This is a genomic window from Mesonia ostreae (genome assembly GCF_031845265.1).
Classification (GTDB): domain Bacteria; phylum Bacteroidota; class Bacteroidia; order Flavobacteriales; family Flavobacteriaceae; genus Mesonia; species Mesonia ostreae.
Window position 1 is genome coordinate 227,357 of sequence record NZ_JAVRBG010000004.1, and the last position, 13,256, is coordinate 240,612.

General features: G+C 35.8%; 8 protein-coding genes. 2 read left to right on the forward strand and 6 right to left on the reverse strand.

The window, feature by feature from the left end; translation table 11 throughout:
* Positions 1-20: 20 nt before the first annotated feature.
* The 3 genes from RLT85_RS05925 to RLT85_RS05935 are packed head-to-tail and all read right to left on the reverse strand — an operon-like array spanning position 21 to position 5,834.
* Positions 21-1,802: a peptide MFS transporter gene (locus RLT85_RS05925; RefSeq protein WP_311401114.1), complete on the reverse strand. Its 1,782-nt coding sequence runs from the start codon at positions 1,800-1,802 to the stop codon at positions 21-23.
* A 15-nt stretch (positions 1,803-1,817) separates the two neighbouring features.
* On the reverse strand, positions 1,818-3,632 hold the full coding sequence (locus RLT85_RS05930; protein WP_311401115.1) for a peptide MFS transporter: 1,815 nt from the start codon (positions 3,630-3,632) through the stop codon (positions 1,818-1,820).
* A gap of 24 nt (positions 3,633-3,656) precedes the next feature.
* Complete coding sequence (locus tag RLT85_RS05935; RefSeq protein ID WP_311401116.1) at positions 3,657-5,834, reverse strand: S9 family peptidase; 2,178 nt, start codon at positions 5,832-5,834, stop codon at positions 3,657-3,659.
* Positions 5,835-6,106: 272 nt separating this feature from the next.
* On the opposite strand from RLT85_RS05935, the gene RLT85_RS05940 reads away from it, so the two are divergent.
* Together RLT85_RS05940 and RLT85_RS05945 are read left to right on the forward strand one after the other, a co-directional pair.
* Entirely contained in the window at positions 6,107-7,420 is a 1,314-nt protein-coding gene (locus RLT85_RS05940) for a hydroxymethylglutaryl-CoA reductase, degradative (protein WP_311401117.1), read from the forward strand.
* The gene (locus RLT85_RS05945; RefSeq protein WP_311401118.1) at positions 7,413-8,360 is read left to right on the forward strand and encodes a GYDIA family GHMP kinase; all 948 of its coding nucleotides are present in this window, start codon (positions 7,413-7,415) and stop codon (positions 8,358-8,360) included. Before RLT85_RS05940 ends, RLT85_RS05945 begins: the two co-directional genes overlap by 8 nt.
* Positions 8,361-8,997: 637 nt before the next feature.
* On the opposite strand, the gene RLT85_RS05950 is transcribed toward RLT85_RS05945, so the two are convergent.
* The 3 genes from RLT85_RS05950 to lptC all read right to left on the reverse strand — a co-directional run bounded on the left by RLT85_RS05950 (position 8,998) and on the right by lptC (position 13,256).
* Positions 8,998-11,109, reverse strand: a complete 2,112-nt coding sequence (locus RLT85_RS05950) for a peptidylprolyl isomerase (protein WP_311401119.1) — start codon at positions 11,107-11,109, stop codon at positions 8,998-9,000.
* 97 nt (positions 11,110-11,206) lie between these two features.
* Positions 11,207-12,496: a hemolysin family protein gene (locus tag RLT85_RS05955; protein WP_311401120.1), complete on the reverse strand. Its 1,290-nt coding sequence runs from the start codon at positions 12,494-12,496 to the stop codon at positions 11,207-11,209.
* A 196-nt stretch (positions 12,497-12,692) separates the two neighbouring features.
* On the reverse strand, positions 12,693-13,256 hold the full coding sequence (gene lptC / locus RLT85_RS05960) for an LPS export ABC transporter periplasmic protein LptC (RefSeq protein ID WP_311401121.1): 564 nt from the start codon (positions 13,254-13,256) through the stop codon (positions 12,693-12,695).

The following is a 13,256-nucleotide window of genomic DNA, read 5'->3' on the forward strand; positions in this document are numbered from 1 at the left end:
TTCCAAAAAATGCTTCTTCATTATTTTACTCCGTGCATTAATTTCTTCAGCAATGGGTTTAATACGGCTACCAATAGACCCGCCGCAATTGGTATGATGGTAAATATTAAAAAGAAGGTAGATAAACTATAATCTTCTTTAATTTGGTCTACCATTCCTCCAAGAGAAGCGGCAATTTTATTTCCAATAGCAATGGCCAGATACCACATTCCAAACATAAGCGCAATCATTCTTGCGGGCACCAATTTACTTACATAAGATAGTCCTACAGGAGATAAGCAAAGTTCCCCTAGCGTATGGAAGAGGTAAGCCAAAATAAGCCACACCATACTCACTTTTACACCTTCGGCTAAATCGTAAGATCCAAAGGCTAATAGACCAAAACCAAGTCCTACAAGAACAAGTCCTATTCCATATTTTAAAGCAGCAGATGGATTGTATTTACTTTCCCACCATTTAGAGAAAAATGACGCAAAAGCAATAATAAAGAAGGAGTTAAGAATACTAAACCAAGATACGGTGATCTCTACATCGCCTCCAGAGAATTCTCTAAAAAGCATCCATAACACCAAGCCCCAAATTCCTAAAAAGCAAATCATTAAAACAATATTTGCACCTAATATTTTTTTATGCGTCTGTTTCCATAACAAAATGAGTACCCAAGTGATAATTCCTAATGGAATAATGGTAAGTAAGGCATTTATAATATTAAAAGATAAAGCGCCAGCACCCGTAAGTTCTCTATCTACAGAATCTCTCGCAAATAAGACTAGGGAGGAAGCGGCTTGTTCGAAACACAAAAAGAAGATTACAGTAAAAAAGGCAAAAATTACCACGGCAATCATTCGGTCTCTTACTACTTTACTGTATCTAGAAATTCTCCCAATAACTAATACCAAGAATAAAAGCAAACCAACTAAAGCGTATCCAATAGATCCCGAAATAGGTTCTCCTCCAAAACTAAGGTCTACAAAGAATTTTTCTGGCAACAAGTCTACAGTCCCAATTTTTGAAACTGGATCGTTAATAAGGTATAAAAACCCAATAATAGAACTGGCAATGATTAAAACTTTATCCATTAAGGTAAACGGATTCGCTTTATAGTCTTTTTTCTCTTCTTCAGAAATCTCTATTTCTCTTCCTTTTTCTGGTACTCCACCAACTTTACCAAAAAGAGGTTTAGACAACCAAAACTGTAAGGTTCCCAATAGCATGAAAATTCCGGCTAGACCGAATCCCCAGCTCCAGCCAAGTCTTTCCGCTAGATATCCACAAAGTAACATTCCAAAAAATGCACCTGCATTTACTCCCATATAGAAAATGGTGTAGGCTCCATCCTTCTTTTCTGGTAAGTACTTATACATTTCAGAAATGATAGAGGTGATGTTAGGCTTAAAAAAACCAGTTCCTACAACCAAGAACCCTAAACCTAAGTAGAGCATAAACTCAGTTTCTATAGCCATAGCGGCGTGACCTAAGGTCATAATTAAAGCTCCTAGAACTACTGCCCAACGATAACCGATTAACTTATCGGCTATAATTCCTCCTACAATTGGAGTCAAATAAAGTAAACCTGCGTAGGTTCCAAAAAGTGCACCCGCATTTTCTGCAGACCAACCCCAACCTGGAAAATCTACACCCACAATTGCCATGGTTAGGAAATTGATAAGCAATACACGCATTCCGTAGAAGGAAAAGCGCTCCCACATTTCAGTAAAAAACAAAACAAATAATCCGGCTGGATGCCCTAAAACTTTACTCTTGAAAAACTCATCATGCTGAGCTGAACTTACTGTTGACATATCTTTATTCTGTAATTATTCTTTAATTTTCTCATCGGCTAACTCGTAACCTTCCTGCTCCAATTTCTCTACCTCGTGATCTTCTGCCCCGTGGGTAAGTTTCTTTAATTTCTTCAAGAAAAGAAGCACTAAAAATCCAAAAGCTACGGTAAATATAGTTAACCATAAAAAGGTTTGATATTCTTGCTCGTTTTGCTCTTCAGAAAGTACAAAAGAAACTCCGTAGTTTTTACCATCTCCTTTGTTTTCTATTTTCTGAGCTGCATCTGCATCTTTTTCAAAAGTTAAGTTGGCATGATAAGGTTTTTGCGGAGTAACTCCTTCCTCTTTTAAAGTAGCTTTTAAGTCTTTTTCTGCTTTTTTATCTAAACTGAAAATTGGGTTCAATATTTCATCAGACTCATAGCGTTTAAAAACCAAATCTCCGTCTTCTACAAATACAGTTGTTCTAATTGAGAAGTTTTTATCTTCATTAATTGGGTAATCATAAGTGGTTTCAATCTCCTTTTGATCATTCTTAAACTCAATGCTATCTTTTTCCATAAATGGAATCACCTGTTCTTTTGAATAAAGCATTTCACCATTATAAGGTTCTAGTTGAGCTGATTCTCCAATACTACCTGCCAATTTGTTTCCAAATCCTGTTGCTGCAAAAAATACTCCCATCATAATAGAAGCATATTTTAATGGCGCTAATTTGGTAATAAAAGATAAAGCTACTGGCGAGGTACATAATTCACCCAGCGTGTGGAATAAATATGCTAAGAAAATCCAATACATCGCTGCTTTCCCAAAAGTTTCTGAGCTAGCTTCTTGAGACGCAAACATCATAAATACGTACCCAAGACCCATAATTACCGTACCTATAGCCATTTTAAAAAGGGAAGAAGATTCTCTTCCTTTCTTTTTCCACCAGATCCAGAAACCACCAATGACAGTTCCAAAAATAATAATATAGGCTGCGTTAAGCGATTGGAATACGGCTGCAGGAATTTCTTCTAACCAGCTTAATCCAATAGTTCTATCAATTTTAGCATCGGTGTACAAGTTCATTAAACCACCAGCTTGTTCAAATGCGCCCCAAAATACGATGACGATTAAGAATGAAATCAGTAAAACAACAATTCTATCTTTTTCAATCTTACTAAGTGGTTTTTTGGCAGCTTCTTTTTCTTCAGCACTTACCAAAGAGCCTCCTGTAAATTCGCCAATCCCTTTCAAGAACTTTTGTCCCCAAACATATACTGCTTGCCCTAGTAACATTCCTATTCCTGCAAGCCCAAATCCGTAATGCCATCCGTAGTAATAGGCTACTAAACCTACCGAAATACTCGCAAGGAAAGCCCCTACATTAATTCCGATATAGAAAATGGTAAATCCACTATCTCTACGAATATCTCCGTCTTCGTACAAACCACCTACCATCGTAGAAATGTTAGGTTTTAAACCACCAACTCCTAAAATAATGAGAATCAAACCTGTAAAAAATGCCCAATTTTGTGGGATGGCCAAAATACCGTGACCTAGACAAAGAAGAATTCCGCCCCAGAGTACTGTTTTCTTTTGGCCTAAAAACTTATCGGCAATCCAACCGCCAGGAATAGAGGCTACATACACCAGCATGGTATACCAACCATAAAGCCAAATCGCATCTTTATTGCTCCATCCTAAACCAGGATCTACAGCGGTGGCCGATGCGGCGATGTATAAGGTTAAGATTCCGCGCATTCCATAATAGGAAAAACGCTCCCACATTTCGGTGAAAAACAAAATAAATAGACCTACTGGGTGTCCAAATAATTCTCTTCTTTCTCTAACTACTGTTGCCATATATAAGGAATTGTTTTTTTCTAATTATAAATTTTCTTTAATAAAATTGGTCATTTTGGTATACAAGTGAAGCCTTGTATTACCGCCATAAATACCGTGATCTTTGTCGGGATAAATTGCCCAATCAAACTGTTTGTTCGCCTGAATAAGAGCTTCTATCATTTGCATTGTATTTTGCACATGCACATTATCATCTCCTCCTCCATGAATTAAAAGATATTCTCCTTTAAGTTTGTCTACGTGATTTATGGGAGAATTTTCATCATAACCTGATGCATTTTCTTGAGGAGTCGTCATATAACGCTCTGTATAAATGCTATCGTAAAAACGCCAGCTTGTAACTGGAGCTACTGCGATCGCCATTTTAAACGTGTCATTTCCTTTTAAAAGTGCATTAGACGACATAAAACCACCATAACTCCATCCCCAAATACCAATTCTATCGGCATTTATATAGTCTCTATTTCCCAATAGTTTTGCCGCGTCAATTTGATCTTCTACTTCGTACTTTCCTAATTCGTTCTGGGTTAATTTCTTAAAATCTGCTCCTTTAAAACCAGTTCCTCTACCATCTACACAAGCAACAATATAGCCTTCATTTGCCAAAAGCTGGTACCAGTAATCGTTGCTTCCAGAAAATGTATTAGAAACCGATTGTGAACCTGGTCCAGAATATTGGTACATAAATAAAGGATACTCTTTAGTAGGATCAAAATTAGAAGGTTTGATCATCCACATATTTAAATCATTTCCGTTAACGGAAATGGTAGAAAATTCCCTTTTAGAAAAATCGTAAGGTTTTAATTGGTTTAATAACTCTTTATTATCTTTAATATCCCTTATTTTTTTACCGTTTTTTGCTTGATGCAGCGTAAACTCATTAGGCGTAGTTGCGCTGGTGTACGTGTTGATAAAATAGGTGAAATCTGCACTAAAGTCGGCGCTATTGGTTCCTCTTTTTTGTGTTAACTGCACTTTATTTTTTCCGTTAGAACGAATGGAAAATACATCTCTATTAATGCTTCCGTTTTCTGTACTTTGAAAGTAAATTCTACCCGTTTTAGGATCAAAACCATAATAATTGGTTACCTCCCATTCCCCATCGGTTACTTGGTCAATTAACTTTCCGTCTTTATTGTAATGGTAAATATGGTTCCACCCATCTTTTTCACTCGTCCAAATAAAGCTATTGTCATTTAAAAAAGTAAGATTATCGGTTACGTCAATATACGCATCGTCCTGCTCGTTTAAAATTACGTGAGATTCATTATTGCTAGCATTTACGGCAATAAGATCTAAGTTGTTTTGATGTCTGTTCATCGCCTGAAGCGTTAGAACATTCGCATCATTAGTCCATTTGATTCTTGGCAAATACTCGTACTCTTTCTTTAAATTTACTGCGGAAGTCTTTCCAGATTTTACATCATACATATGCAGACTTACATCCGAATTATTTTCTCCTGCTTTAGGATACTTAAACACTTCTTGGGTGGGATAAAGTTGCTTCCCGTAAGTTCCATACATATCCATAGAGAATTCTGGCACCTGCGTTTCATCAAATCTTAAGAAAGCAATTTTGCTTCCGTCTTTATTCCATTGGTAGGCCTGTACCAACATAAATTCTTCTTCGTACACCCAATCGGTTACTCCATTAATAATTTTATTATCCACACCATCTTTGGTTACTTGGGTAACTTTTCCCGAAGCCAAATCTTTCGTGTATATATTATTTTTAAACACATAAGCCACTTTATCTCCATTGGGAGAAAGCGTAGGTTCTTGTATTTTATCTTCAGAAATCTGAATCAATTTTTTAGAAGCCAAATCATACACATAAAAAACACCTTTGGTAGATCTTCTAAAAATACCCTCGATATTGGTTCCTAAAATTGCCTTTTCTTCCGTATCATTTAACGAATAGGTTTGAAAAATGTCTAATCCATCAATGGCGGAAGAAGAAATTAAGGTTCTCGTTTTTTTCCCGGTTTTATAACTGTACACATCTACATTCATCGTTTTTGCGCTACGATCGTAATCTTGCACCACATATTCCTCACCGTTATTTAGAGAACGTAAGGCCTGTAAATACTCTTGACGGAAGGCTCCGCCCCATATTTCTTCTAGAGTAACTTGTTTGTTTTGAGCGCTTAAAAGACTTGTAGTAGTTAGAAAAACTACCAATGCAAATTTGAAAATTTTCATAGATGTTGGAAATGGTATTTTTAGAGTTCCAAGTTTACTAAAAAATCCTTAAAAACGGACTCTTTTTAGTGTTAAATACTAAGAATATGTTAATATCTCGAATCTCTTAGTGACCCAAAAAATAGCTTCAATAGCCAGATTCAATTGAAGTTCGTTTCTCTCCAATAATATCAGCAGTTAAAAACTTATCTCTAGTCTTCCTTTACGGAATTACAAAAGCAGTGTCAGATTAAAAAATCTGTATCGTATATTTGCGGTTGATATCACAACCCATGAAGCAAATTTTAGGATTTTCTAAACTCAATAAAGAAGAAAAAATAGACTGGCTTACCCAAAACTATTTTAAAGATAAAGAAAAGGCAACTCAGGTTTTACAAAACTATTGGAATCCAGATGAGAACCTACAAAAGCTCCACGACGAATTTACAGAAAATACCATTTCTAACTACTACTTGCCTTTTGGGATTGCTCCCAACTTTAATATTAACGGCGAGATTTATGCCATTCCTATGGCGATTGAAGAAAGCTCTGTGATTGCTGCGGCAAGTAATGCTGCAAAATTTTGGGGTGATAAAGGTGGTTTTAAAGCCGAAGTAATCGACACCAGAAAAGTAGGTCAAGTTCACTTTTTGTTTACGGAAAGCTTTTCTAGATTAGAAAAATTCTTCTGCAAAACGAAACCTTTGCTTTTAGAACGTCTTCAACCGCTTACCAAAAATATGGAAAAAAGAGGCGGCGGAATTTTAAGTCTAGAACTGCGAGATAAGACTTCCGCTTTAGCGAACTATTATCAGATTCACGTAGAATTTGAAACTCTAGACGCGATGGGCGCCAACTTTATCAACTCATGCTTAGAAGAAATTGCTCTCAATTTAAGACAAGAAGCTGCAACATATTTTAATTTCAGCAATACGCAGCAACCGCTAGAAGTGATTATGAGCATCCTTTCTAATTATGTTCCTAATTGTCTCGCTAAAGCGGAAGTTTCTTGCCCCGTAAAAGACTTGCTTCCCACTAATGCGGAAGCCGAACATTTTGCTCGCAAGTTTGTAGAGGCTGTGAATATCGCCAAAGTAGAACCGTATCGCGCCGTGACCCATAACAAAGGTATAATGAACGGAATTGATGCGGTGGTTTTAGCTACCGGAAATGATTTTAGAGCAGTAGAAGCAGGTATACACGCCTACGCTGCAAAAAACGGACAATACAGCAGCCTTACTTCGGCTAGAGTAGTAGATGGTCAGTTTATATTTTCTATTGAAGTTCCATTGGCGCTAGGAACCGTTGGCGGACTTACAAATTTACATCCCCTAGTGAAATTGGCGATGGAAATGTTAGGAAATCCTACCGCTAAAGAATTGATGAAAATAGTTGCCGTTGCTGGATTAGCGCAAAATTTTGCTGCTATAAAATCTTTGGTAACCACAGGAATTCAAGAAGGCCATATGAAAATGCACCTTATGAATATTCTCAATCAATTTAACGCCACTCCCAGCGAAAAAGAAACGGTAAAAGCACATTTTAAAACACATACCGTAACCCATAGCGCTGTAGTCGAAGTTCTAGAACAATTGAGAAATGCCTAAAAACTATTACGCCCACGGAAAATTATTACTCACCGCAGAATATGTGGTACTCGACGGAGCGCGAGCTTTAGCGATACCCACGAAATTTGGTCAAAAAATGACAGTGGAAGAAATTGGCGAGCCCGTAATTAAATGGAGTAGCTATTTAGCCGATGGCAGTTTATGGTTTTCGCAGGAATTTGTTTTTACTAAAGAAAAAATTGACTACCAACTTGAAAAGAAAAATAACACGAATAAGGAGATTGTAAAAAATCTGGCTGAAATTTTACAAAAAGTGGCTACGCTTTCTTCCCATTTAGATTTTCAACAAGGCTTTAAAATCAATTCCTTTTTGGAGTTTCCCAGGGATTGGGGGTTGGGCTCCTCTTCTACTTTAATTCAGAATTTATCGCAGTGGGCAGAGATCAATCCTTACCAATTGCTAGAAAAAACTTTTGGAGGCAGCGGTTATGATATCGCTTGCGCGGAAAAGGATACTCCCATTATTTATGAAAGAAATAAGCTGGAACCAAAAGTAACTCCGGTATACTTTCAGCCTAACTTTAGCGATCAACTGTTTTTTGTGTATTTAAATCAGAAGAAAAATAGCCGAGAAGCGATTCGGCATTATCGCTCTTTGGAAGCGGAGAAAAAAGAAACTTCCATCGCAGAAATAAATCAGATTACAACTTCTTTATTAAAGCCAAATCTCACTTTATCTGAATTTGAAACACAAATCAATAGACACGAAGAGATTCTTGCTAAAGTTTTACAAACTGTAAGCATCAAAAATCAGCTATTCAGCGAATTTAAAGGTAGTATTAAAAGTCTTGGGGCTTGGGGAGGAGATTTCGTTTTAGCCACAGGAACTAAAGAAACGATGTCTTATTTTAAAGATTTAGGCTATGCTACTATCATTCCTTTTTCCGAAATGATATTTTATTCTAAACGCAAATGTTAGGTAAAGCTATCCTACATTTCAATCAAATACTCATCAAATTAAAACTTTCGTATTTTTAAATAAAAATTATGATTACAAAAACGAAATTAAAATAGCAAATTGAAAGTTTTCCCGAACAGTTTTCGATTGACGATTTAATAGAACGACTAATTCTAATGGAAAAAATCGAGCATGGAAAAATGCAGTCTGAAAATGGAGAAATTTTAAGCGAAAATGAATTTGATAAAGAAGTAGAGGAATGGTTCGAATAAATTGGACTTTTCGAGCAAAAAATGACTTAAAAGATATTGCCACTTATATTTCTAAAGATTCAAAACTTTAAGCTAAACAACAAGTATTTAAAATACGTAAACGAACTTTAATTCTGAAATCTCAAAATTACTTTGGACTAAAAGTTCCTGAATATCGAAACGGAGATATTAGAGAAATTTTGGAAGGTAATTACCGAATAATTTACCGAGTTGTAACTGAAAAATGAATTGATATTTTGACCATTCACCATTCTGCAAGAGATTTACAAAGAAGGAAATTGTAACAAAACCGAAAGGTTCGATTGCTTAATTGGCATTAAAATCTACAATAAAACAAAAAAGACCGCTAAAATAGCGGTCTTTTTTGTTTAGAGTTTCCTTTAAATCTAGTAAAAGGCAGCTCTATTATCTTCAATCTCTGCACTGCTCTTTAAAGCTTCTACTAATCTAGAAGTAGCTTGTGCAGCACGCTCTTTTGTTTTTCTTGCAGCAACCATTCTATAAGAGTTAAGTGGTGCAGCTTCAGCTCTATTAGTAACCTCTACCACATACACTCCTTTTACACCATCAATAGGCTTGCTCATTTTTCCTTTTTCTAAGAAAAACGCAGCACCTACTACTTTCGGTTCTGATGTTGCTCCTGGCAATACTGGACTTCCTAAGTTTACAGAAGAGGCATTCTCTACAGAAACATTTTGATTTGATGCAATCTCTGAAAGCGTACTTCCAGATATTTTATCTTTAATCATTTTAGCTTGTTTCTCTTTTCTAATTAAAGGAGTAACTTCTGGAGAAGCTTCTTCTACACTCATCAATCCTTTTTTGTTTTTAGCAGTTAATTGAGCAACCACATAACCATTAGGAAGGTCAAATCTTCTAATATCGCCCGTAGAGGTTTCTTCTTCAAAAGACCATTGTACGATTCTTCTTTGATTCCCAATTCCTCTTAAAGCTTCTTCCATCGCTTTAATGCCTTTAACTGGTCTTACTTCGTAACCGCTCTCTTTTGCCACCTCGTCAAAATCCTTCTTACCCGCGGCGATTTCAAATTTTGTAGTCGTAGAAAATAAGTCGTTTGTGGTTTTTTCTGAAGGCTCAATTTCCTTTCCTAAGTTTACCATTTTCACGGCCTTTTTAGGTGACTTTGCTTCTTCAATAAATACAACATGGTACCCATACTCTGTATCTACAACGCCGTATTTCCCTGAATTTGCATCAAAAATATAATCAATAAAAGGAGAAGAAGTAGTATTTCTATAATCTACCCATCCTAAGTCTCCGCCATTATCTTTAGAAGTAGTATCTGCCGAATAGTCTTTTGCTAACGATGCAAATAAAGAATCATTCGATTTTACTTGCGTTAAAATACTATCTGCTAATTTCTTGGCTTCTTCTTTAGTTCTGTCTAACTCACTTCCTACAGGACTGTCTTTATGCGCCACCAAGATGTGATTTGCTTTTACAGAATCTACCATTTGCTTTACTCCAGTCACTTTGGTTACTTTCCAGAAGCCACCTTCTTTGTAAGGTCCAAAAGTCTGTCCTTCTGATAAGTTAAAGATCTTGTCTGCATTATCACCTCTTAACTCATCTTTAAACTTAAAACGCTCTTCGTAAGGCAAATCTGAAAATTCATTTACAAATTCTTCGTTATTGCTGGTTTTGGAGAAACCATCTAATTTTTCGTTCGCTTGAGATACTTCATTGTACTCTTCACGATCTTTCATTAACTTTTCTAATTCTGCTTTTGTTTCTGCATCATCTGAAGTGGATGCTTTTTCTTCAAAAAACACATAACGAATATCTCTAGAAGCTTCTACTTCATACTTCCCCTTGTGATCTTTTAAGTAGCTTTTAATTTCATCTTTAGAAACTTCTACTTCCCCTACACTTTCGTAAGGAATCTTTACAAAGTTTAAATCGATGTTATCGTTTTCCATCTTGTAAGCCTGCTCTCCTTCCAGTAAAGTTGCTCCTACTCCAGCTCTCACCATATTATAGTAAATACCTGCTTTAGCTTGCTTTGCAGCACTTTCTTCTACAGCTAGCCATTGTTGGTAAGCTTCTGGAGAAGTTGCCTTAAGATTAGCCACATATTCTCTCATTACACCAAAATCAAACATTCCTGCTTCATTAGTGAAGTTTTGATTTCCTGCGAACTGCTGTCTTAAAACATTGTTGATTTGGCCTTGACCTACTTCAATCTCCAACTCCTCTAACTGCTCGTCTAAAAGAGTTTCTCGCAACTTATTGTCCCAAACTCTATTTACAGCTTGTGCGGTAGTAACGTTTCCTTGGGCGTTACGCTGAACAGACTCTACTTGTCTAGCAAAATCTTCTCTAGAAATCTCATTGCCATTCACTACACCAACACTGCTCTGATTTTTTGAAAACCCACTGTTTCTAATTACATCTGCTAATACAAATGAAAACAATGCCAATGCAATGATTACGATCAAAAAAACTGAACGTTGTCTTATTTTATTTAATACTGCCATCTTTAATATTGATTTGTCTAAATAATAGTGGGCGAAAATAAGATAATTACCGAAACAATAAAACAGAAACTCCTTAAAATGTTAAAGAAGACTAAAATTAATCTTCTTCTATCGCCTGAATTTGTACCAATTCTATTTTTGTATTGGAAACATCTAAGATCAATACCTTAAATCCGTCAATAACTACCTGTCCGTTCTTTTCGGGAATTTCCTCTGTATGGTGAACGATGAAGCCTCCTAAAGTTTCGTAATTTTCTCCTTCGGGGAGGTTAAGCTTGTAGGTTTCATTGATATAGTCTATTTCCATTCTTGCCGAAAATTTATACATCCCTTCTCCTAAATCTTCTTCAATTAAAACTACGGCATCGTGTTCGTCTTCAATTTCCCCAAAAAGCTCTTCTACAATATCTTCTACAGTCATAATTCCGCTGGTTCCTCCATACTCATCAATCACCACGGCTATACTTTTACGCTTTTTGATAAGAATATTCAAGACATCTTTTACCAACATGGTTTCTGGCACATAAAGTACGGGCATCATAATCGTTTTAATATCTTTTGGCTTTTTAAATAAATCAAAAGAATGAATGTAGCCTACGATATCATCATTGGTTTCTTTATAGACCAAAATTTTACTCAGCCCTGTTTCCGTAAAGATGTCTATTAAATTTTTAGGAGATTCTGAAATATCTACCGCAATAATCTCTGTACGAGGAATCATCACTTCTCGTGATTTTACTTCAGAAAATTCTAACGCATTTTTAAATATTTGTATTTCAGAATCAATATCATCGTCTTCTTCTACGGAGTCCATTTGCTCGTTGATATAATTTCCCAGCTCTACCTTACTAAAGGCGAGCTGCACTTCATCACCATCGGTTTTGAAGAAAGATTTTAATACCAAATCAGAAATCCAAATCACAAAAGAGGAGATGAAAGAAAAGAATATGTAAAAGAAATAGGCGGGTAGCGCGAAAAACTTGAGTAAGCTATTGGCGTAAATTTGAAAAAATACTTTAGGAAGAAATTCCGCAGTAAAAAGAATTACTAAGGTAGAAATGATAGTTTGACTAAGAATAAGTCCGTCGGTTAACCAATAATTAAGAAATGCATTTTCTAAAGGAACCTGTGCGGTGAGCAGATCTACCAACAGGTCTCCCATAAAAAAACCATAAATTACTAAAGCGATATTATTACCCACTAGCATCGTTGCAATAAACTTAGATGGTTTTCTAGTGAGTCGCGCCAAGATATTAGAAAGAAAACTGCCTTGCTTTTTCTCTATTTCTATATGAATTTTATTGGCCGAGACATAGGCGATTTCCATACCAGAGAAAAACGCTGAGAATATTAAGGAAAGAACTATTATTAATATGTTTACCTCCATTTATGGTTTTTTACTTTGCTCTATCTTTTTCCTAAATCTTCTTTTAAAGAAATACATAAAAATAGCCAAGGCTACAAAGAAAATAAAAATATAGGCTCTATCTCTTTCGCTACTCCAAATTCTATAGGATTCGAACGCAAAAAAAGCTGCTATAACGAGGTAGGCGTACTCAAAGTATTTAAAAAATTTCATCATATCATTCGTTCTCTTCTACAATTTGCACTCCTTTATTGGATCTAGATATGAATTTATCGAATTTTTCGTTAGCATCAAAACCTTCCCCTTCATTTAAAGCTCCATTATTTAATTTGATATTGTAGTTAATATCAGAAAATACCCAACCTCTCTTTTGGTCCCAGTACAATTGATTGGCGTTGAGCACGGTACTATCTGCTGTGGTAATTACCACATTTCCTTGCAAATCTACCAAATCTGTCTTTTCGTACATAATTCCGTAGTCTGCAATAATAGTATTCTTTTTATTCTGATCGTCAAAAAAATCTAATTCTAATCCCTCTGGAAATTCTCTATAAGCAAATTCTAAATGGGTAAAATCATGCATCAAGGGAGTTCTTAAATTGGCTTTTACTGCTCCGCTATCGGTATAAAAAAGATTGATTCCTTTTCCTGCAGTTTGAGGTTTTCCTTCATCCACGTCCCATTTTCTCACTTCATTAAGCCGGTCTTGACAAGAAAAAAGCATTGTCGTAAAGAGGATCACGACAATGCTTATTCTATGATTTCGGTATGTTTTTAACAT

What these genes read in the sequence shown, in the direction of transcription:
- RLT85_RS05935 (WP_311401116.1), bottom strand. Translation starts at nt 5,834, where the DNA reads ATGAAAATTTTCAAATTTGCATTGGTAGTTTTTCTAACTACTACAAGT.
- RLT85_RS05930 (WP_311401115.1), bottom strand. Translation starts at nt 3,632, where the DNA reads ATGGCAACAGTAGTTAGAGAAAGAAGAGAATTATTTGGACACCCAGTA.
- RLT85_RS05955 (WP_311401120.1), bottom strand. Translation starts at nt 12,496, where the DNA reads ATGGAGGTAAACATATTAATAATAGTTCTTTCCTTAATATTCTCAGCG.
- RLT85_RS05940 (WP_311401117.1), top strand. Translation starts at nt 6,107, where the DNA reads ATGAAGCAAATTTTAGGATTTTCTAAACTCAATAAAGAAGAAAAAATA.
- RLT85_RS05925 (WP_311401114.1), bottom strand. Translation starts at nt 1,802, where the DNA reads ATGTCAACAGTAAGTTCAGCTCAGCATGATGAGTTTTTCAAGAGTAAA.
- RLT85_RS05945 (WP_311401118.1), top strand. Translation starts at nt 7,413, where the DNA reads ATGCCTAAAAACTATTACGCCCACGGAAAATTATTACTCACCGCAGAA.
- lptC (WP_311401121.1), bottom strand. Translation starts at nt 13,256, where the DNA reads ATGTTAAAAACATACCGAAATCATAGAATAAGCATTGTCGTGATCCTC.
- RLT85_RS05950 (WP_311401119.1), bottom strand. Translation starts at nt 11,109, where the DNA reads ATGGCAGTATTAAATAAAATAAGACAACGTTCAGTTTTTTTGATCGTA.